Annotated in this window: 22 protein-coding genes; 10 read left to right on the forward strand and 12 right to left on the reverse strand. The window is 40.0% G+C overall.

Annotated elements, in window-relative coordinates:
- Window positions 1-6: 6 nt before the first annotated feature.
- Window positions 7-444 carry an acyl-CoA thioesterase gene (locus LZF87_RS02755; protein WP_244341513.1) on the reverse strand — a complete coding sequence of 146 codons (438 nt, stop codon included), beginning with the start codon at window positions 442-444 and terminating at the stop codon, window positions 7-9.
- Window positions 445-554: 110 nt separating this feature from the next.
- Here LZF87_RS02755 and LZF87_RS02760 point away from each other — a divergent pair, with 110 nt between their 5' ends.
- The 5 genes from LZF87_RS02760 (at window position 555) to nadD (ending at window position 4001) form a co-directional block, all read left to right on the forward strand.
- A complete protein-coding gene (locus LZF87_RS02760) occupies window positions 555-905 on the forward strand; it encodes an arsenate reductase family protein (protein WP_244341515.1) in 351 nt (116 codons plus the stop codon).
- Window positions 906-1832 (forward strand): DMT family transporter, encoded by a 927-nt coding sequence (locus LZF87_RS02765; protein WP_244341516.1) that lies wholly within the window; start codon window positions 906-908, stop codon window positions 1830-1832. It begins immediately after the preceding gene.
- A 51-nt stretch (window positions 1833-1883) separates the two neighbouring features.
- Entirely contained in the window at window positions 1884-2744 is an 861-nt protein-coding gene (locus LZF87_RS02770; protein WP_244341517.1) for a YicC/YloC family endoribonuclease, read from the forward strand.
- A 71-nt stretch (window positions 2745-2815) separates the two neighbouring features.
- The gene (gene gmk, locus LZF87_RS02775) at window positions 2816-3388 is read left to right on the forward strand and encodes a guanylate kinase (RefSeq protein ID WP_244341530.1); all 573 of its coding nucleotides are present in this window, start codon (window positions 2816-2818) and stop codon (window positions 3386-3388) included.
- A gap of 31 nt (window positions 3389-3419) precedes the next feature.
- On the forward strand, window positions 3420-4001 hold the full coding sequence (nadD, locus tag LZF87_RS02780; protein ID WP_244341532.1) for a nicotinate (nicotinamide) nucleotide adenylyltransferase: 582 nt from the start codon (window positions 3420-3422) through the stop codon (window positions 3999-4001).
- A gap of 31 nt (window positions 4002-4032) precedes the next feature.
- Here nadD and LZF87_RS02785 read toward each other — a convergent pair whose 3' ends face one another.
- Window positions 4033-5076, reverse strand: coding sequence for a hypothetical protein (locus tag LZF87_RS02785; RefSeq protein ID WP_244341534.1), 1044 nt, complete (start codon window positions 5074-5076; stop codon window positions 4033-4035).
- A gap of 99 nt (window positions 5077-5175) precedes the next feature.
- Here LZF87_RS02785 and LZF87_RS02790 point away from each other — a divergent pair, with 99 nt between their 5' ends.
- The 3 genes from LZF87_RS02790 (at window position 5176) to LZF87_RS02800 (ending at window position 8878) form a co-directional block, all read left to right on the forward strand.
- The gene (locus LZF87_RS02790; protein WP_244341537.1) at window positions 5176-6342 is read left to right on the forward strand and encodes an iron-containing alcohol dehydrogenase; all 1167 of its coding nucleotides are present in this window, start codon (window positions 5176-5178) and stop codon (window positions 6340-6342) included.
- Window positions 6343-6775: 433 nt separating this feature from the next.
- Complete coding sequence (locus tag LZF87_RS02795) at window positions 6776-7771, forward strand: NAD(P)H-dependent glycerol-3-phosphate dehydrogenase (protein WP_244343696.1); 996 nt, start codon at window positions 6776-6778, stop codon at window positions 7769-7771.
- 132 nt (window positions 7772-7903) lie between these two features.
- Window positions 7904-8878 carry a TerC/Alx family metal homeostasis membrane protein gene (locus LZF87_RS02800; protein ID WP_413614301.1) on the forward strand — a complete coding sequence of 325 codons (975 nt, stop codon included), beginning with the start codon at window positions 7904-7906 and terminating at the stop codon, window positions 8876-8878.
- 61 nt (window positions 8879-8939) lie between these two features.
- Here the strand turns inward: LZF87_RS02800 and LZF87_RS02805 are convergent, their stop codons facing one another.
- Window positions 8940-11726, reverse strand: coding sequence for a GH92 family glycosyl hydrolase (locus tag LZF87_RS02805; RefSeq protein ID WP_244341543.1), 2787 nt, complete (start codon window positions 11724-11726; stop codon window positions 8940-8942).
- A gap of 166 nt (window positions 11727-11892) precedes the next feature.
- Complete coding sequence (locus tag LZF87_RS02810; protein ID WP_244341546.1) at window positions 11893-12300, reverse strand: hypothetical protein; 408 nt, start codon at window positions 12298-12300, stop codon at window positions 11893-11895.
- Window positions 12301-12394: 94 nt separating this feature from the next.
- Here LZF87_RS02810 and LZF87_RS02815 point away from each other — a divergent pair, with 94 nt between their 5' ends.
- Window positions 12395-12847, forward strand: a complete 453-nt coding sequence (locus LZF87_RS02815) for a copper resistance protein NlpE (protein WP_244341549.1) — start codon at window positions 12395-12397, stop codon at window positions 12845-12847.
- A 27-nt stretch (window positions 12848-12874) separates the two neighbouring features.
- On the opposite strand, the gene pheS is transcribed toward LZF87_RS02815, so the two are convergent.
- Entirely contained in the window at window positions 12875-13894 is a 1020-nt protein-coding gene (pheS, locus tag LZF87_RS02820; protein WP_244341557.1) for a phenylalanine--tRNA ligase subunit alpha, read from the reverse strand.
- Between the two features lie 100 nt (window positions 13895-13994).
- A complete protein-coding gene (locus LZF87_RS02825; RefSeq protein WP_244341565.1) occupies window positions 13995-14351 on the reverse strand; it encodes a hypothetical protein in 357 nt (118 codons plus the stop codon).
- A 186-nt stretch (window positions 14352-14537) separates the two neighbouring features.
- On the opposite strand from LZF87_RS02825, the gene LZF87_RS02830 reads away from it, so the two are divergent.
- Entirely contained in the window at window positions 14538-15056 is a 519-nt protein-coding gene (locus LZF87_RS02830) for a CvpA family protein (RefSeq protein ID WP_244341568.1), read from the forward strand.
- Window positions 15057-15077: 21 nt separating this feature from the next.
- Here LZF87_RS02830 and LZF87_RS02835 read toward each other — a convergent pair whose 3' ends face one another.
- The 6 genes from LZF87_RS02835 to LZF87_RS02860 are packed head-to-tail and all read right to left on the reverse strand — an operon-like array spanning window position 15078 to window position 22155.
- Window positions 15078-15833 (reverse strand): tetratricopeptide repeat protein, encoded by a 756-nt coding sequence (locus LZF87_RS02835; protein WP_244341570.1) that lies wholly within the window; start codon window positions 15831-15833, stop codon window positions 15078-15080.
- An 11-nt stretch (window positions 15834-15844) separates the two neighbouring features.
- A complete protein-coding gene (locus LZF87_RS02840; protein ID WP_244341573.1) occupies window positions 15845-17689 on the reverse strand; it encodes a BatD family protein in 1845 nt (614 codons plus the stop codon).
- Between the two features lie 29 nt (window positions 17690-17718).
- A complete protein-coding gene (locus LZF87_RS02845) occupies window positions 17719-18474 on the reverse strand; it encodes a tetratricopeptide repeat protein (protein ID WP_244341576.1) in 756 nt (251 codons plus the stop codon).
- A gap of 7 nt (window positions 18475-18481) precedes the next feature.
- Entirely contained in the window at window positions 18482-19525 is a 1044-nt protein-coding gene (locus tag LZF87_RS02850) for a VWA domain-containing protein (RefSeq protein ID WP_244341591.1), read from the reverse strand.
- Window positions 19526-19531: 6 nt separating this feature from the next.
- Window positions 19532-20533 (reverse strand): vWA domain-containing protein, encoded by a 1002-nt coding sequence (locus LZF87_RS02855; protein ID WP_244341603.1) that lies wholly within the window; start codon window positions 20531-20533, stop codon window positions 19532-19534.
- Window positions 20533-22155: a BatD family protein gene (locus LZF87_RS02860; protein WP_244341604.1), complete on the reverse strand. Its 1623-nt coding sequence runs from the start codon at window positions 22153-22155 to the stop codon at window positions 20533-20535. Before LZF87_RS02860 ends, LZF87_RS02855 begins: the two co-directional genes overlap by 1 nt.
- Window positions 22156-22174 lie beyond the last annotated feature (19 nt).

Below are 22174 nucleotides of genomic sequence, written 5' to 3' on the forward strand. Positions count from 1 at the left end.
TTGGGTTTATAAGGCAATAAAGTCATCGGTTTTCGGAAAGGTGCTCATTACCTTTCTCACAATTTCGGGTGTTGGAGTCGCCAGTTTTCGCAATTTAGTATTTATCCATGCTCCGTCAAGAGTAATTTTTGCACAAAGTTCATCTTTCTCATTTTTTAATTCGTGTACGATAGTCCAACGGGAAGCATCCGCCTTCATCTTTCCCATTTTTGTACTGATAAAAATCTTGTCACCCAAATGCATTTCTCTTCGGAAGACACATTCCTCCCTGAAAATAATCGGTCCGAAATGTTGCTCCTGCATGATTTTCATCGTCAGTCCTTCGCGTTCCAGAATTTCAATACGGTGTTGGGCTCCATAATCATAATAAGCACTGTGGCGCACGTGAAAATTCGGATCCAAATCCGCCCAGCGAATGGAAATTTCTCTAGTAAAATCATTCATCTTTTGTAAAATTTACTCAAAAATAACAAGAAAAACCCGCTTATCTGTTTTCAGCAGATTTAAATTAAATCTTTTTTAACGAAAAGCCTATTTTTGCAAAAAAGAATTCCATGGATAAAATATACTACCTCGCTTCGTGCGACACCTGTCGCAAAATCATCAAATCCTTACCCAACAGCAACCGTCTGGTATTTCAGGATATTCGTCAGGATCCGATTACTCCGGAGCAATTGGAGGAAATGTACCGGCTTTCGGGCAGTTATGAAGCGCTTTTCAGCAAAAAAGCACAGTTATACAAGTCGATGGATCTGAAAAACAAAAACCTGACCGAAGCCGATTTCAAGAAATATATTTTGGAACACTATACCTTTCTAAGCCGTCCGGTTTTCATTATCGACGGAAAAATATACATCGGCAACAGCCAGAAAAATATTAACGAAGTGATCGCCGTTTTAAGTTAAATGAAAGCGCGTACTTATGCCCTGATCGCTGCGTGGATGGTAGCCATCATTTACGGGGTGACCTTTACCATCGCCAAAGACGTAATGCCAAAATACATTGACGCGTTCGGCTTTATTTTTCTTCGCGTAGGCGGTTCCACTATTTTGTTTTGGCTGGCCACACTTTTTGTAAAAACCGAAAAAATTGACAGAAAGGATTTTCCACGCATATTAGCTGCCGCCTTTTTTGGTGTAGCCCTCAACATGCTGACATTCTTCAAAGGACTGAGCTATACTTCTCCAATAATGGGTGCCGTCCTGATGGTGACTACTCCGATGATTGTATTGGTCCTGTCGGCCATCATCATGAAAGAGCATATGCAAAAAAACAAGATAATCGGAATACTTCTTGGACTGACAGGAACCGTAACCCTGATTTTATACGGAAAATCGATGGTAAACGCGCCTAATGCCTCTTTAGGAAACTTTCTGGTGTTTGTCAATGCCGTTTCTTATGGTTTCTATCTGATTCTGGTTAAAAAACTGATGGACAAATACAACGCCTTTTCATTTGTAAAATGGATCTACCTTTTTGGATTTCTTATGGTAATTCCTTTCGGATGGAGCGAATTTCAAGCCGTTGACTGGGCTTTGGTCCCGATGAACATTTACTGGAAAATAGGATTCGTGGTCGTCGTTTCCACTTTTCTGACTTATTTATTGAACCTGCTTTCGATGAGAGAACTGAAACCGACAATGGTAGCTGTATTTATCTATCTGCAGCCATTTTTCGCTACGGTTTTTGCCATCGGATTAGGGAAAGACGAATTGAGCTGGGTCAAAATTGGTTCCGCAGCGCTGATTTTCGCAGGCGTGTATCTGGTAATAAAGAAAAAACCGAAAACCTTTAGCGAATCGATGGCAGTTACTGATCCAAGCCAACACTAAGCATCAAACACTGAATACTTTTATTTATCTTTGAAGTCTATTTAGAAAAACATGATACAATCGATGACCGGATTTGGGAAGTCAACCCTACAGTTGGCTACCAAAAAAATCACAGTGGAAGTAAAATCGTTAAACAGCAAAGGAATGGACCTTAATGTCCGAATGCCTTCTGTGTACCGCGAAATGGAATTGAGTCTGCGCAATCAGATTTCCCAACGACTGGAACGCGGTAAAGTCGATTTTGCCCTTTATATTGAAGTAACCGGAGAGGAAACTTCCACCAAAGTAAACGCCCCGATTGTAAAGGCTTACATGTCGCAAATGCGGGACATTTTAGCCGATGCCGATGAAACGGAACTGATGAAAATGGCCGTTCGCATGCCTGACGCATTAAAAACGGAACGCGATGAACTAGATGAAAACGAATGGAAACAAATCCTGACAGTTATTAACGAAGCGCTTGCCAACATCAATAATTTCAGAACCGACGAAGGCTTATCATTGGAAAAAGAATTCCAATTACGCATCGCCAATATCCGTTCGTATATGGAACAGGCTTTGGAACTGGATCCGGAACGCGTTCAGAACATCAAAAACAAACTGCAAACTGCAATTGACGAGTTGAAAGTGACCGTTGATGAAAACCGCTTTGAACAGGAACTTATTTATTATCTTGAAAAATTAGATATTACCGAAGAAAAAGTACGCTTGACTAATCACCTGGATTATTTCATCGAAACGTTGAACGGAACCGAAGCCAACGGCAGAAAACTAGGCTTTATCACTCAGGAAATGGGACGTGAAATCAACACTATGGGCTCCAAATCGAACCATGCCGGAATGCAGAAATTGGTCGTTCAAATGAAAGACGAACTGGAAAAAATCAAGGAACAGGTGTTAAACGTCCTGTAGCTTTAAAATAAAAACAACAACACAATTACAAAAGGCAAAAGCTAACCGCTGAAAGCTAAAAGTTAATAATAATGAACAAAGGAAAACTGATCGTATTCTCGGCTCCATCCGGATCGGGAAAAACTACCATAGTACGTCATTTATTAGGATTGGAAGATTTGAATCTGGAATTTTCCATTTCGGCCGCAACACGTGATCCGCGCGGAGAAGAAGTAAATGGGAAGGACTACTACTTCATGTCGACCGAAGAATTCAAACAACATATCAAACACGAGGATTTCGTGGAATGGGAAGAAGTCTACCGCGATAATTTCTACGGAACCCTGAAAAGCGAAGTAGAACGCATTTGGGCTCAAGGCAAAAATGTGATTTTCGATATCGATGTGGCCGGTGGATTGCGCATCAAGCACAAATTCCCGGAAGAAACGTTGGCTGTTTTCGTAAAACCGCCAAGCGTGGACGAACTGAAACGCCGCTTAAAAGAACGTTCTACAGAAAGCGAAGACAAAATCAATATGCGCATCGCTAAAGCTCACGTAGAATTGGCTACTGCACCGCAATTCGACACCATTATCAAGAATTACGATTTGGATACGGCGAAGCAGGAAGCTTATGAATTGGTAAAGAATTTTGTAACTAAATAAGCAAAAAATTGTCAGTTTACAGCCAGAAAAAATGAAAATCGGACTCTATTTCGGAACATTCAACCCTATCCATATAGGACATCTGATTATCGCCAACCATATGGCGGAACATTCCGGTTTGGATCAGGTTTGGATGATGGTGACGCCGCACAATCCACACAAACAAAAGACAACGCTGTTAGACGATTACCATCGTTTGCACATGGTACATCTGGCTACGGAAGACTATCCGAAAATAAAGCCGTCCGACATAGAATTCAAATTGCCCCAGCCTAACTATACGGTAAACACCTTGGCCCATTTACAGGAAAAATATCCCACCCATGAATTTTGCCTGATTATGGGTGAAGACAATCTGAACTCATTGCATAAATGGAAAAATTTTGAAGTGATTCTGCAAAATCACGATATTTATGTTTATCCGAGAGCAGCTGCAGGCACAATCGATCCGCAATTTGTCAGTCATCACAAAATCCATACGATTAATGCGCCAATTATAGAATTATCGTCGACTTTCATCCGTGAAGGCATTAAAACCGGAAAAAATATTCAGCCCATGTTGCCACATAAGGTTTGGGAGTATGTGGAACATAATTTGTTTTATAAAAAATAAAAGGGATACCTTTCAGTATCCCTTCATAAACTTACATTTTAATATAGATTTTCATATTCGCTGCCAATGGAGAATCTTCAATTGGGGTCGGATACTGCATTTTTCTGGTAGAATAATTATAAAAGGCAGTTTCTCCCAAATCATTAGTAATAGTTATATTGTCTGGTCCGTTTTCAACATATCCGTCAAAAGGATATCCACCGGAATTATACGGACACTGCGTTCCGCTATCTGCCCAATTACAACTTGTATTGGCTGGATTAAAGTTTTGACTTCTATGCATTCCCTCAACACCTACTGTGCTATTTAACCAATGCTCATCGTCAAAAAGAACTGCGTCTACATAAATTTTTTGCGATGTTGAAGGTACGTAAATCACAAACCTTTCATATCCGGACACATTAAAATTGAAAATTATATGTCCTCCCGAAATAGTTTTTTGCGCAGATGCTGACGTACCCAACAATGTCCCATTAGTATTAAATCCGAAATCCCCCTTGTGTTTCCCATATACTTCGAAATATTTCGCAGTGGCATACACGTTGTTGATCAAATGAGTGATACATTGATCTGTAGGCAATAGTTCAGTGGTTGGAGAGGTCGAATTCTCAATAGTGTGAATTACTGCCGAGTCATTTTCAAACCCGGAAACGGTGCTATGAAAATTAACCGGGGAAACAATATCATTTCCGCAATTGTGTAATACCTCAGGAACAGAAATTCCGTTCTCGGGATTACCGTCGGCATCGATTGATTGTAAAAATCTGCTGATATTTATAACCGTACTATTTGTAATATCCGTTGATCCGGCCATATCAAACGGTGTAACATATCCTGTTGCAGGAACCGCTGGAAAAACCAAATCACAGATAAAAAATGTTACAGTTTCGCCTTCTTTAAAACGATATTTCCCTTCTGCATCTGTTCTACCTTCATAAGTTTGCGTTCTATATCCTATATTTATAACAGGGCTATCGATCAAAACTCCACTTTTTTCCTGTTGCGTTGAATCTTCACTCTGCTTATCACAATTGATTAACAAAAATGATATCATCAATAAGGCTACCTTTTTCATACTTTTATTTTTTTTGCGAAGTTAACAATAATTTGTACTAATTTTAAAAATGAGTAATTACTTTCGGTTTTTAAAATCTTAATCTTTAAATCGTTACTTATGTTAAACTTCGAATTATACAATCCTACTAATTATGTTTTTGGAAAAGAACAGATATCCAAACTCAGCGATTTAGCACCCAAAAACACCAAAATCTTACTGGCTTACGGCGGCGGAAGCATTTTTAAAAACGGAATCTACGATCAGGTAAAAGCGGCACTTTCCGGTTTTGACATAGTCGAATTTGGCGGCATCGAACCGAATCCGCGCTACGAAACCCTGATGAAAGCCGTAGAAATCATCCGCGAACAGAATATAGGATTTATTTTGGCCGTGGGCGGAGGAAGTGTGATTGACGGGGTAAAATTCATCTCGGCTGCCGTAAAATTTGAGGGCAATCCAATGGACATCCTGCACAAACGAATACTGATGAAAGATGTATCGCAGGTTATTCCGTTCGGAACCGTTCTGACACTCCCAGCGACCGGAAGTGAAATGAATTCGGGTTCCGTGATAACCATCAACGAAACGCAGGAAAAACTTTCATTTGGAGGCAGTGCGCTATTCCCTAAATTCTCCATTTGTGACCCAACGGTGATTGAATCGTTACCGAAAAGACAAATCCAAAACGGCGTGGTGGACGCTTTCACCCATGTAATGGAACAGTATTTAACCTATTCGCACGACGCTTTGCTTCAGGACAGGATTGCCGAAAGTATTTTACAGACGTTAGTGGAAATAGGTCCAAGTGTGGTTGAAAACCCAACCGACTACAAATTGGCTTCGAACTATATGTGGTGTGCGACGATGGCATTAAACGGATTACTGAATAAAGGCGTTCCAACCGATTGGGCTACCCACATGATCGGGCATGAATTGACTGCATTATACGAAATCGATCATGCCAGAACATTGGCGATTATTGGTCCGAATCTTTATCGTGTAATGTTCGACACCAAGAAAGAAAAACTGGCACAATACGGTGAACGTGTCTTTGGAATACAGGGAACTTCAGTGGAAGAGAAAGCCAAAAAAGCAATCGAAAAAACAGTTGATTTTCTGCATGCCATGGGAATGAAAACCAAACTTTCTGAAAACACCGAGAATTATGAAAATACTGCCGACTTCATCGCAAACCGATTTGAGGAGCGCGGCTGGAAAGGATTGGGAGAACAACAAAACATCACACCGGAAAAAGTACGCGAAATAGTAAAAATGAGTTACTAAATTTCCGAAAACGCTCCGATTGGAGCGTTTTTTTTTTACTATTCCCCATCCTAATTTTTCCATGAGATGGTGTTTTCTTTTCAGCCCAAAGATTCACTTTGTGGAGCATCAAAAAACGAAAGGCGCACTGAAATAAATTCCAAGAGCGCCTTCCTCACCAAAAACAAAAAATATTAACTATTCTAACTTGCGATAATGTATCGCTACATTATCATTCTTAACCGGAAATAATAACGAGAGTCAAGTCAAATCATTGCTCCGCAAATCATAATCTAATGTTAAATTTTTTATTTGACAATCATTGGGTTAACAACATCACTATCAGATGGCGACAAAAGCTCGTTACGGCAAAAAGCGCTGAAATTGCAAAAAGCAAAGTTTTTCACTTTCATCAAATTTGAGTACTTTTGGAGATTCAAATCATGAAAAGAAAATGACTGACAACCCGAAATTTGCGGTAATTGGCGGCGGAAGCTGGGCGACGGCGATTGCAAAGATGCTTTGCGTAAATCTTCCTGAAATCGCCTGGTACATGCGAAACACCTACGCTATTGAACATATCAAAATAAATAAACACAATCCGAATTATTTGAGCTCGGTGGAGTTTGACACCAATAAACTTAAACTTACCAATGACATCAATGAGGCAGTAGCCTATGCGGATTATGTCATTTTCGCGATTCCTTCGGCTTTCTTAAAAGGGGAATTGGAAAAACTGACCGTGAGTTTGGAAGACAAAGTGATCTTTTCAGCCATCAAAGGTATTGTTCCGGAAACAAGTTTAATCGTTGGCGAACATTTTCATAAAATTTATGATATCCCTTATGACAATATCGGAGTTATTACCGGTCCGTGTCACGCTGAAGAGGTTGCCTTGGAACGCCTTTCCTACCTTACCATTGCCTGCGGTGATGATGAAAAAGCGAAGGTGATGGCAAAAAACCTTAACAGTCATTACATCAAAACCAAAACTTCTGATGACATCATCGGTACGGAATATGCCGCCATGCTGAAAAACATCTATTCCATTGCTGCAGGTATTGCCCATGGATTGGGATATGGGGATAATTTCCAGGCTTTGCTGATGAGTAATGCCATCCGTGAGATGAAGAAATACATCAAGAAAGTCCACAAAATGAAACGCAACATCAATGATTCGGCATATTTAGGGGACTTACTGGTAACTGGTTATTCTATCTTTTCCCGTAACCGTATGTTCGGAAATATGATTGGAAAAGGCTACACCGTTAAATCAGCACAAATGGAAATGAGCATGGTGGCCGAAGGGTATTATGCTACCAAAAGTGCTTACAAACTTAATGAAGAATACAAAGCCAAAACACCTATCATTAATGCCGTTTACGACATCTTGTATGAAGGAAAAGAACCTAAAAAGGTTTTCAAGAAATTAACCGAGAAGCTGGATTAATTTTTCAGATTCCTGTTTTTTCATAAGTTTCAGGAAACACCAGCACAACATTTTTGACAAAAGTTTAGAAAAAAAACACTTCTGTTTACACAGAACTTTATTTTACACCCGATGGAAAGCAATGCACATAAAATAGACAATTTGATCGATCACCCGGTAATTCTAACAGTATTTACAGTGGTAATTCTAGCTATGTTGCTGTTGGATTTAGGTGTTTTCAAAAAAGACCCTCATGCCATCAGCAGTCGTGAGGCATTTATAGCATCAACAATTTGGATTTCGCTTGCGATGGGTTTCAGCGGAGTGATTTATCATTACATGGGGGTAGAAAAGTTTGCGCAGTTCCAATCTGCCTATTGGATTGAAAAAGCCCTTTCGGTAGACAACCTTTTCGTTTTCATCATGGTTTTCGGGTTCTTCAACGTACAACGGGAACTCCACCACAAAGTACTTTTCTGGGGAATTCTTGGTGCCTTAGTCTTTCGTGCAATCTTTATTTTTACGGGTGTCGAACTTATTAACATGACCTACCTGCCGGAAATGCACATCTTCGGATATCTGGTAAAAATCAACGTCATTCTTTCTGTTTTCGGATTCTTCCTTATTTATGCCGGAATAAAATCCTGGTTTTCAGAACATGATGAAGGCGACAAAGATTTTACCAAAAGCCCGGGAGCTCGTTTGGTACACCGTTTTTTCCCCGTGAGCGAAAACTATGATGGCGGAAAATTCTTTACTGTAGAAAATGGTGTAAAAATGGCTACACCCTTATTGGTCGTGGTAGCTGTAATCGAGTTTACCGATTTAATTTTTGCAGTAGACAGTATCCCCGCCATTTTTGCGATTGCCCCGAACGATCCTTTCATCCTTTACACCTCTAACATCTTCGCAATTCTAGGCCTTAGAGCACTTTATTTCCTCTTAGCTAACTTCATGTATATGTTCAGCCGTTTGAAGTACGGATTAGCCCTTATTTTGGCTTTTATCGGAGTAAAAATGATTATTGCTCCTTTCTACCATATTTCATCACCGGTTTCTCTACTGATCGTGGGTACGGTTTTGGCACTTTCGGTTCTTACTTCGCTATTATTCCCGGTTAAAGAATAAAATTATAAACCATAAATAAAATTATAAAGGCGTTAGAATTTCTAACGCCTTTATAATTTAACTATTTCACGGTTATCTCATCCACAAAAATATAAGCATCTCCGCCAGCTCCCTGATGCCATTCCGGTAATCTACCTAAGTTATAGGCCTTCACTTTAACGTATCTTGCTTTACTTTCTTTTAAATTTAAGGCAAAACCTTTGATCTGTTCGTTATAATTATCAACCGCAACAGTATTGGAAACCGCACCGACTAATTCAAAACTCACATTGTCATTGGAAATATAATATTCCACTTTGGTCGGCATCACAATCCAAGCACGGGTATCCTGCAAAAAGCGACCCGACAGCTCATGTAAATTCGTTACCTTTTTCAGATCAATAACTGCCTCGAAATCCTGCCCCTGATAGCCTTGCCAATCTCCTTTACGCCAGTTTTCGTTACCCAATACACCGTCCAATAAACCTTGTGGCCCTCCGGCATGGTATTGAGCCGAATATTTCGATTTGATGTCGACAGTATAATCGTTTGGTTTTTTAAAGAACGTCGCGCTAACGATACTACTTTTCTCTCCGATACTGTTCAGACAATACGCAAAAACGGAAGTTGTTTTATCAATTTCGAAGGGCTGTGTATATTCTTTGAAATCTCCCTTATCAGAAAACGAATAATACGTCTTATTGCCCGAATTTGATTCAATGCTGACTTTCAGTTTATCTTTAAACGCTTTGCTATCGGATTGGATTACTGGAACAACAACCATTTTTGAGAAAACCATTTGTGATTTCTCATCTTTCTCCATAGAAAACTGTGGCAAAAAATTAGTCTTGGAATCTTTTTTGATAAATTCAGCCGGTCGGTCTTCAAAGTTGACCTTTATATTATCAAAATATTGCTCGGTTAAATCCCATTCATTACTTCCCGGTGTCACAGCATAGATCCCCATCGAACTCAACACATACCAAGCGCTCATCTGTCCGCAATCTTCATTTCCAATCAATCCGTCCGGTGCATTTTTATAGAATTCATTTAAGATATAATGTACTTTTTCCTTTGTCTTTTCCGGTTTACCCACGTAATTGTATAAATAGGCCATATGATGACTTGGTTCGTTCCCATGCGCATACTGCCCTATCAAACCAGTAATATCAGCCTGTTCACGACCTGTCGTCACTGAGGGAGCAGAAAATAATTCGTCCAGTTTTGCTTCAAATTTTTCTTTTCCGCCATGAGCCTCGATAAGCCTCGAAATATCCTGTGGCACAAAAAACGAATACTGCCATGAATTCCCTTCCGTAAAATTATTATTTACTTCACGCGGCTCAAAAGGCTTGTCCCAACCGCCGTTTTTCTTCGGACGCATGAAACCTGTTTCCTTGTCGAAAAGGTTTTTCCAGTTTTGCGAACGCTTCATGAAATAGTTATAATCATCCGGTTTGTTCAGCAAATAAGCCATTTGAGCAATACACCAGTCGTCGTATGCATATTCTAGTGTTTTTGAAACACTTTCGTGTTCGTCGTCAATGGAAATGAAACCGTTTTTCTTATAAGCTTCCAATCCCAAATGATCCAACATAGCAGAATGTTTAGCTGCTTCAAATGCTTTTTCGTAATCGAATCCTTTGATTCCTTTTACCATCGCATCAGCAATAACCGAAACAGAATGGTAGCCTATCATACAATCCGTTTCATTTGAAGCCAGTTCCCAAACCGGAAGCCTTCCACCCTGTTCGTATTGTTTAATAAATGTATTGATGTAATCGGAAGTACGTTTTTTATCAATAAGAGTATACAACGGATGTGCCCCACGGAAAGTATCCCAAAGCGAGAAAACCGTGTAATAATCGAAGTTATCCGCGATATGAATTTTGTTATCACGTCCGCGATATTTTCCGTCGATATCCTCAGCAATGTTAGGCTGCATCATCGTGTGATACAAAGCCGTATAGAAAATGGCTAGCTTGTCACTGTTTGAAGAAGTCACTTCGATTTTGGACAGTTCTTTATTCCAAAGCACTTCAGCATCTTTTTTGGCTTTTTCAAAATCCCAGTGTTTGATTTCGGACATGTTCAGTTTGGCGCCTTCATAACCAGTGGGTGATAACGCCACTTTCACTAAAATCTTTTCACCTTTTTTTACAGGTTTGGAAAAACTCAACGCCAAATATTTATCAGCTTGATTATCAGAAAAAAGCTTACTGTTTTTAGAGTTGCTTACTTTCATCGGAACATTGAACTCGATACGGGCAAAAACGTACTGATCGCGCGCCCAGGCTTCGCTTCTGCGGAGAATTTCGATGGTTTTGTTATCGATAATTTTAACCTCGCCCTGCAAAAGCTTATCGCGGTGATTTAAATCCAGAATGATATTAGCCCGGCCATCCTTGCTGAAAGTATATTCATGAAAACCTACTCTTGTGGAAGCCGTCAGTCTTACGTCAATATTATGCTTGTCCAATTTCACAGCATAAAATCCGGCTTTAGCTTTTTCATTGGCATGCGAAAAAGAGGAAGAATAGATTTTATTATCCAATGAAGGTTCGCCCATCGTTGGCATCAGCATTATATCGCCAAAATCTGAAACCCCCACGCCATTGAGATGCGTATGGGAAAAACCGTAAATGATATTATCCGAATAATGATAACCGCCACAACCGTCCCAACTACCTTCAATTCGGGTATCTGGCGATAATTGCACCATCCCGAAAGGCATTGTAGCTCCTGGAAATGTGTGCCCATGACCTCCCGTACCAATAAACGGATTTACATATTGTGCATAATTTTTATTTTGCGAAAAAGCGCTTACAGAAAGTAATGCTGTAATAAATAGAAAAGCTGTTTTTCTCATTTGGGTTTTTGCTGAAAAATTTTCCTAAAGTAGGAAATATTCCAGCATCCTTTCAATCCCGTTTTCAAATTTATATCCCTAAAATCATTTGCTTTGGATACATAAAAACAACACTAAAAGCTTTTGTGAGAAGCTTATCTTTTCTTTATGAATTGATTTGCAGGCGTTACTTTACCAATACACCACGTTTGTTCATCACCGGAATGTCGGTCATAGCACGATCGTTTATGGTATTGCCTCTGAAAACATAACTCTTGTCGTATAACTTGTCGCCAATAAAGAACGTTACCAGAAACTCGTTGTTCAATTGAAGTACGTTGTTTTCCAGCAATTCGATTTTCACGGCCGAATTGGGCTCCACTTCTTTAAAAGCGTGACGGAAAGTCCCAGTTTTACGTTCTTCCCCATTAATCTGACCGTAAGCTCTTGTAACCACAATGGCCATTTCCAGTTTTTCATCACTATCATTAACCAGATATGCATACCATGAGTTTTCCATAAAATCGTCATTCCATTCTTGAATGGCGGCCACATACACATTTTCCACTTTTGGTATAATAATATCTTTTTGCATAGCGTTGTAAAAATTAAAAGTGCACAAATTTACTATATTATTCCGTAATTTTATTTACAACTTTTATCGCAATCCAACTGCTCATAAAAAAGATATGAAACTACTTACTGCAACACTGTTCTCCCTCAACATAACCGTATTTGGTTGTGAATTTGGCAATAAAAAAGAATCGGAAACAACTGAAAGGGAGCTGGACACCACAACTTTGGCTAACGATGGACATACTTCTGAAAATGCCGTGGATTGGAACGGTTCTTACGAAGGAGTTATTCCGTGTGCCGATTGCCCCGGAATTGAAACCAAAATCACCGTTAACAAAGATAAAACTTATGAGTTGTCCGTTTTATATCAAGACAGGGAAAAGAAGCCAACAATTACCAAAGGAACTTTTACTTGGGATGCTTCGGGAAGCGTTATAAAACTAGACAAAGTCGGAACGGAAACGCAGTACAAAGTTGGGGAAGGCCGAATATGGATGCTGGATCGGGAAGGCAAAAGGATTGAAGGCGCGATGGCAGAAAAATATATCTTAAATAAAACGCAATAAAAAAGGCTCCAAAAAGGAGCCTTACTTTTATATACTTGACTTGAATTGTTCCAGGAAACGTACATCGTTCTCATAGAACATTCGGATATCTCCAATTTGGTACAACAACATTGCGATACGTTCGATCCCCATACCGAAAGCGAAACCGTTGTATTTGTCGGCATCGATACCGCAGTTTTTCAAAACATTCGGATCTACCATTCCACAACCCATGATCTCCAACCAACCGGTTCCTTTGGTGATGCGGTAATCGGTTTCAGTTTTTAATCCCCAGTAAATATCCACTTCGGCACTTGGCTCTGTGAACGGGAAGTAACTCGGACGCAAACGGATTTTCGATTTTCCGAACATCTCTTTGGTGAAATACAATAACGTTTGTTTCAAATCGGCAAATGAAACATTATGGTCGATGTACAAACCTTCCACCTGGTGGAAAATACAGTGTGAACGTGACGAAACGGCCTCATTACGGAACACACGACCCGGTGAAATTGTACGGATTGGTGGTTTGTTGTCTTCCATATAACGTACCTGAACCGACGAAGTGTGCGTACGCAACAATACATCCGGATTGCTCTGAATGAAGAACGTATCCTGCATGTCTCTTGCCGGATGGTATTCCGGAAGGTTCAAAGCAGTAAAATTATGCCAGTCGTCTTCGATTTCCGGACCTTCGGAAACATTGAATCCGATGTTGGAAAAAATATCGACGATTTGATTTTTTACGATAGAAATTGGATGACGTGAACCGATAACCAAAGGCTCGCCCGGACGTGTCAAATCACCGTAAACCCCGCCTGCAACCTCCTTACTTTCCAAGGCTTCCTGAATGGATTTTACTTTATCCTCTGCAGTTACCTTCAGCAAATTGATTACCTGACCAAATTCTTTTTTCTGGTCGTTCGGTACGTTTTTAAACTCAGCGAAAAGGTCTTTCAACAAGCCCTTACTTCCCAAAAACTTGATTCGGAAAGCCTCTAAGGTTTCTTTATTATCGGTAGTAAAAGACTGTGCTTCACCAATGTATTCTTTAATCTTGTCTGTCATCGTCATTCTGTAATTGGATGCAAATTTAGGAAAAAGTTAGAAGTTAAAAGTCAGAAATCAGAAGTTTTAGGTCTGAAATCTGTGTTCTTTCATCTGATTACTATTCAATAAGCTGTTTTTCCAGAAAATAATTCACAATCGCTTCTTTCATCAGCACCGATTGTTCACCAGCTTTCAACGGCGGAAGCTGTTCCTTAACCTTGTAATGCGGCCAGCCGTCATTGTCAAAATAATCGAATTCATAGTAACCATAAGGCTCTAACAATCGGCAAATCGCGATATGCATCAGGTTTACCTTTTCGTCCTTTTTGAAAGTCTTGCTGAATTGCCCTAATTCCTGAACACCTATCAGATAAATTATGGCATCCAAATCCAATATTTCGCCATCGGCAAATTGATTGGAAAGTATGGTGACCACTGTTTCCCAGCGTGATTTTAATTGTTCGTCTCTTGACATTTTTTGAATTTATGAGTTATGAGTTATGAGTTATGAATCCACACATCATAAAATTATGTTGCAAAGATAGTGAGTTGTACATCGAGAATTATACTTTTAAAGGCGAGTTTATCCCTTTTTTACTTTTCCCTTACCCCTCTTTTCTTCTCGTTCTTCTATCTTTGCGCTTTTTTATATTCTCTTGTTATGGGTTTTATTGATATTGTGTTGGCCGCGTTTTTGGTATTTGGATTGATTAAAGGTATTCGCAACGGACTTTTCGTGGAAATAGCTTCACTGATTTCGCTTTTCATCGGAATATATGTTGCCATTAAATTTTCGTATGCGGTTCGCTCCGCAGTAGGCAGCGTGGTGTCATGGTCGCCAAAAACCATTCAGGTTACGGCTTTTATTTTGACATTGATAGCCGTCGTGGTTGCCATTCATTTGTTAGCCAAAGCATTGTCCGGTGTGGCTAGTATGGCCTTTATGGGATGGTTGAACAACTTAGGTGGCGGACTTTTTGCAACGATAAAAACGATTTTGCTCCTAGGTGTTGTTTTGTGCTTGTTCCAGAAAGTGAACATCAACAACATGATGGTTTCCAAAGAAACTCAGGATGAGTCACTGCTTTTTAATCCGATATTAAAAACTTCCGAATTTCTATTACCCGTCTTAACCGATTGGTTCAGTAATTTAAAAGAAAGCACGCTAAAAAGTTCATAAACACTGTCTACTGAAATCCAATTACTGATCACTGGATTTCAACTCACGAATGGCATCTTTTTCAATCCAGCCTTCGGTTTCATCGGTTAGCTGGATTTTACGCCATTTTTCACGATTCTCCAAAACGAAAACCTTAGTCCCTTCATGCAACACGAACGCTTCTGGTGCAGAAGCCATCGGTTCGCTTTTTACTGAAATTGATTCAGCAAATACAATCGCCGGGCGTTCCTTATTATAATTATTTCGTTCCGTCATGGCCGAAGCAACGCTTATCAGTATAACCACCAAAGAAAGAATCATCGCCACAAAAAACGAACGTTTCACCAAAGAGGTGCTTCCGAAATAGTAGCCGATAAAAAACAACAGAAACAAAGCCGAGAAACCCGTGGCAATTCCCGCCCAAGTGTCATAATGGAACACATCCAAAAGGTCACTCAACATTTTTGAAAAGCCTACCTCAGGAACCACTTTTATTTCGTCTATCGCCATTTTTTGGGCGAATTTTAGGTTGGTCTGTATTTCGGCATCGTCGGGATTCAGCAGCAGCGCCTTTTCGTAATTATAAATTGACGGCGCCACTTTATGAAGTTTATAATAAGCATTTCCCAAATTGAAATACAACTCTGCCGACTGTTCGCCAGATCTCAGGATTCCTTCATACAAAACCACGGCTTCCTCGTATTTCTCTTTACGGTACAATTCGTTTCCTTTCTCAAAAGCGGATTGGGCAAAAATGGCCTGAGAAACCAATAAAACTATATAGAACAACTTTTTCATCGCTTTCAAAATTAAATCTGCTTGCTCAAATCGGAAATCACACTTACTGCCTTATCATAATCCTGCTGCATAGCTACACTGGTTGATGGCGCGTAACGGGCAAATTCGCAGTTACCCATCAAGTTCATAAAATCGTTGACAGTCTCCGTTTGTGCATTTTTCGAAACCAGCAATTCCTGAATATTATCCTTGCTCATTTCGGATGTTTCAATAGACAGTTTTGCCTTTAGGAAGTTGTGCATTGCGCGCTCCATAGCATCATAAAACGGTTCTTTATTACCCAATTGTTTGTTGGCTTCAGAAAGGAACTTTTTAGCCAGTTTGTTTGACTGACGGATTTTATTTCCAGCCACATCACTATCGATGGCTTCTTTTTTCTTTTTTGCTAATACAATCACCGGAATGATTAAGAAAGGACCGAATAAAAGGGTATAGAACAAACTGGAACCCAGAAAATCATCAGCATGGATGGGAGACAAATCTGTTTTGGCTTTCACAAAAGCAAACTGATCGCTTTTCACAACCGCCTGTTTGCCTGACGATGCTACCTGATCACCTGAAGTCGGCATTTGCCCATCCAAAACATTGATTTTTATCTCTTCAGAAGTAATGGTTTTATAAGCCTTCGTATTTAAATCGAAGTAGGAAAACGTCAATGGTTTAATCGTATAAACTCCTTTGTATTGTGGCACTATCGTATAGGTGTCGGAAATTGTCCCCTGCATTCCCAACAAAGGTGTGGTTACATTTTCCTGATGTTCTGGATCATACATTTCCAGCGCGCTTGGGACTACAGGCTTAGGCAACGTAAACAACTTCATGTTCCCTTTACCGGCAGCACTTACAACTAATTGCAGCGATTCACCTGATTTTAAAGTCGTTTTTGAAGGTTTTACCTTGAAGTCGAAAGAACCGACCGCACCATCAAATCCTTCTGGTTTTCCAGCCTCTGGTAAAGCTTTCACGTTAATCATTTTGGCACCCGCTGATACTTTTTTGGTTCCGTTGGTAATCTCCATTCGGCCAAAAACATCTCGACGACCGGTTGGTGCCTGCATAGTAATATCCAATGTTAAAGGCTCAATCCTTAATTTCCCTGTCTTTTGCGGATACAAAACGGTTTTTCTCAGGACCACATAACGATAATCTTCTCCGTTGAATTTGCCCATCTGAACTGATAGGTTTTTAATATCGATGGACTGGCTCCAGAAATTGTTGTATTTCGGGCTGGCCGTTTCACGGAAATCACTCACGCTCACATACGGACTCACATACAATTTATAAACAGCCGTAATTGGTTCATTCATATACGGATTGGGGTTGGAAATTTCTGCTACCAAATGAATCCCGTCGCCATCTTTTAATGAAGGCGGTAATTGTTGCTGCTGCTGTTGTTGCTGTTGTCTTCTGCGCTGATTTCCAAAAATGATTGCGAACGGATCTTCTTCCTCTTCCGGTTCCGGCTGTACCACCGCATTTCCAACAGTCACCTTTACCGGATTGGTTTTATAGATTTTCCCCGCGATTTCTATCGAAGCGGGTTTGATGACAAATGTTCCTTTTTTAGTAGGCATCAAAAAGAAAGAGTAAGATTTGCTGAAGGACTTTCTACCGTTCACCCATGAATAGCTAACAGACTGATTGGGGCCGCCAAAAATCCGGAATCCTTCAAACGATGGTGCTTCGAAATTATCACCATCATCATTCATAGTAAAATCGATTCGCAAACGCTCATTGATTCCAATGTTGTTATTACTCACGGTGGCTTTGAACTCCACTTGAGCAAAAACCGATTGAACGGCTAAAAACAACAACAGAATAAAACTCTTACTTCCCATCAATTTAATTTCTTTCATAAAATCAACACGCATTATTCTCAAATCGATTACCAATCTTTCTCATTTTGAGTCGGTCTTCCTTTGACTTCCCTTCCCTTAACTTTATCTTGAATTTTCTTTTCCTCATTGTTTAGCGCATCCAACAAATTTTCCATTCGTTGTTTCGAAGCGCCACTAGGCTGTGGTTTTTGAGGTTGTTTATCCTCATCGCCTTTACCTTCCTTCTTGTCCGGATTTTTAGGATCGTCTTTCTTATCCTGATTTTTGTCCTGATTCTTATCCTGTTGGTCCTTGTTCTGGTCTTTATTGTCTTTCGGCTGCTGATCTTTGTTTTGATCTTTGTCCTTATCCTTGTTTTTATCGTCTTTTTTAGGCGGATTTTCTTTTAATTTTTGCTTCGCCAACGCATAATTATAACGGGTTTCCTCATCGCTTGGATTATTGCGAAGCGCATTTTTATAGGCTTCTACAGCGCCCTGATAGTTTTTTTCCGTCATCAGAACATTCCCTAAATTGTGATAGGCTTTGTGCTTTTGTTTTTTCCCCTTGGCATTTTCAATGGCTTCCAGATAGGAATGCTTGGCTTCGCTGGGTTGCTTCTGACGGTAAATCGCATTACCTAAGTTGTAAGAAGCCGTTGCTCTTTGCGGGTTCTGGAATTGTGAAATACGGTAATCCGCTTCCGCTTCCGCGAATTTTTTATCGTTGAACTCTTCATTTCCTTTCGGCAGGTTTTTATCCTTTTTTTGAGCAAAAAGTCCCGCAGAAAACAATAAAAAGACACATAGAATTAAATGTTTCATCCGACTTTTATTTTTTCTCCTCATTAAACAAATTCAGTCTTCTCACCCATTTTGTTCTTCTTTCCAAAAAGAAAACATCCAAAAGCAGCAAGAAAAAGGCGATGCCTAAAAACCATTGGAACTGCGATTCAAAATCGGCTATCTGCTGACTTTCGAAATCGGTTTTTTCTAAATTGTCCAATCCGTTTTTCACATAATCAAGGACATTTTTGGTATTTCCGCCGAAAACATAACCTCCACCGGCATTTTTGGCGATTGTTTTCAGTGTTTCAGGATATAACTTCGTGATAACCGTTTCTCCTTCTCGGTCTTTTTTGAAGCTTTCAATAACTCCATTATGGCGTAATGGAATCGGGCCTCCTTTTTCGGTTCCGATACCAACTGTTATCACCTTTATTTTTTTGTCCTTAATTTCATCCAGAGCTTCTTCAAACCCTTCACCGTGATCCTCGCCATCTGAAAGCATGATAATCAATTTGCTTGTTTGCGGATCGTCAAAATATGAACTGGCCAGTTTCAACGCTTCGCCCAATGCTGTTCCCTGGGACGAAACCATATCGGTGTTCATACTTTGGAGGTACATTTTGGCTACACTGTAATCGGTGGTTATTGGCAAAACCGGGTAGGCACTTCCAGCATATCCAACTATTCCGATGCGGTCACTGCCCAATTGATTGATGATTTGCGAAACCACCTGTTTGCTTTTTTCCAGACGGTTCGGCGCAATGTCTTCCGCCAACATACTTTTGGAAATATCAACCGCAAAAACGATGTCCACTCCTTGGCGCTTTACCGTTTCCATTTTGGTCCCAATTTTCGGATTCACCAAAGCAAGAACCAACGCCGCCAATCCCAATAAGACTACGACTAATTTCAGCACCGGTTTGAATGTCGATTTTTCGGGGCTTAATTGTTTTAGCAACTCCAAATCACCGAATTCCCGTTGCTTTTTCTTCTGCCAATACAAATTGATCAGGAAAAGCAGCAACAGAATCGGCAGGATAGCTGCTAAATAAAAATATTTCGGCTCGTCAAATTCAAAATTCTCCATGATCACTTATATAAAACCTCTAAACAAGGTCTTTCTTAACACTAATTCCAAACTCAGCAACCCAAGGGCAAAAAATCCGAACAACCTGTATTTTTCGTCATAATTATAAAAACGCTGTTCCTGAACCTCTGTGGTTTCCAATTTATTGATTTCGTTATAAATGCTTTCCAAACTTTTATTGCTGGTGGCTCTGAAATACTTGCCATCGGTCATCAAAGCGATTTCCTTCATCAGTTTTTCATCAACTTCCACTTTCATCATACGGAATAGAAACTGCCCGTTTGGAGCAATTGCATATGGGGATTCCGCCATTCCATTGGTTCCGATTCCGATGGTATAGACCTTAATACCATATTCCCTAGCTATTTCCGAAGCCATTCTTGGGTCGATAAATCCAGAATTGTTTACCCCGTCTGTTAAAAGAATGATGACTTTACTTTTTGCTTTGCTGTCTTTTAAACGGTTTACCGCAGTAGCCAATCCTACTCCGATACCTGTTCCATCCTGCAGCACATTATCGTATTTAACGCTGTTCAAAGCATCTAAAACCACAGCTTTGTCGCTGGTTACCGGTGTTTTGGTGTAACTTTCAGCGGCATACACCACTAAACCGATACGGTCATTGGGACGTTCTTCTACGAATTCGGAAGCAACTCTTTTCAAAGCTTCCATACGGTTTGGTTTTAAATCCTTGGCCAGCATACTTCCGGAAACGTCTATTGCCATTACAATATCTATTCCGCGTGTTGTTCTGGATTTATTGGTAACATCAGTGGATTGTGGTCTGGCAATCGCTACGATCAAGGCACTTAGAGCCAACAGACGTAAAACGAACAACATCGGCTTTAGCTTTGGCAGTACCGAATTAGACACTTTGAACCCTTTAACCGAGCTGACTTTTAACGCAGCTGAATGTTCTTTTCCCTTCCAAAAATACCAGCCAATGGCTATAGGCAGAACCAAAAACAGCCAGAAGAATTCCGGATTGGCAAACGTGATGTTTTTCATTATTGTGCTGCTTTTCTAAGTTCGACTGATTCTAAAATTCTGGACGTGATTTTACTTCCAAATTCATCACCTTCTTTGTGAGCCAAAAGTACTTGCTGTAAACCACCCTCCTGTCCGAAGGCAATGTATTCGTAATATACTTTCTCTGATTTACGTTTAATTGGGTCAAGCATATTCATGGTTCCGTACGCTTTTCTTCCGGAAAATCCGTTACCGGTATTGAAATCTTCTGTTTTCACGATGATATCCTGAGCTCCTCTCAATTCCAATGCTTTCAGTCCACCCTCCAATGCTTTATCCAGCATGGCGGCATTTTCACTGTCTTTCATTGGCTGTTTGAATTTTGAAGTACTTACCGTGATATAGTAATCATCAAAATAACCTCCATATTCAAACATTTGCATTTCCTTCAACAAAGCCATTGTCCCTTTTGGCAGTTCTTTATCTGCATCCTTACGAATCAAAACATTCGGGGTAGCTATAATCACGCCGGGATTTCCGTATTCGCTGGTAATCCAATCCTGATCATACAATTCCTTAGTCGAACTTCCAAAAAGACTCGTTCCGTTTAAGAATACGAATCCGATTACAAGTAAAGCAATACAACCGGACGCGACTCCAACCATGGTATTGCGTTTCTTAATCTTTTTGCGTTTCAGTTCTTCCTGTTGCCTTTCGTAATCAGAATCAACCTCGTCCTCTTCGATTTCTTTCGGCAAGGCTTTATCAATAGTAAAAATTATTTTTTCGATGTTTTTGCGGTCGTCCGTAATCTCAAAATCCATAGGTTTGGATTTGGCAAATTTTACCAGATCAGCATTTTTAAGGATTTTCTCGAAAGTTTCCATGGTCTCCTGACGAATACCCATTTTCTTCTTCATCGCCGCTTGTTTCATCGCTACCAAAAGCTCGTCGGTGGTACTCTCCATGGCGGGAATATGCACGGTTTCTTCGATGTACGTACGTGTGATATCTGTCATTTCAGAATAGTACGATTTAACATCACCGTGTTCCAAAAGTGATTTTTTTTCCAGATTCTGAAGTAAACTAGTTGCTTTTTCAATTGGCGAAGCATAAACAATCACTTCTTCTTTCGGACGGTTTTTATACTTTTTGTAAAGCCAATAACCTAAGAATCCCAATCCGCCCAATAGCACGATTCCCAACAAATACCACCAGAAATCAGACGACGAATCCTTAACCTCAACAATCGGTTTGATATCGTGCATTTTCTGTTTGAGTGTATCAACTACTACGTTGTTAACTACAATTACGGCCGAATCCGACAAGAATTGTTTGTTTCCGATTAACACCGGAATTCTCGGAATCACGTAACGTCCCGAATCGAATTGTGTTAAACCGTATTTCTTGATGAACTCGAAAGTCGCGTCTTTTTTTATCGTATCAATCGGATACGACTCCAGCACCTCCAACTGCCCTAAATTTTTGCTTTCAGGGAAAGCCACGCGGGTTTCTTTTGTTCCTTTTACCTTTAAAGTCAGATTGAACTGAGAACCGATTTTAATCTTGGTTGAATCAACACTGGTTTGTACTGGCTGTTGCGCAAAACCCAAGGTTGCGATCAGTAAAAAAAGGAATATGTATTGTTTTCTGTTTGTCATTTTTTGTCACTACTTAAAC

The sequence above is a fragment of the Flavobacterium enshiense genome (genome assembly GCF_022836875.1).
GTDB lineage: Bacteria > Bacteroidota > Bacteroidia > Flavobacteriales > Flavobacteriaceae > Flavobacterium > Flavobacterium enshiense_A.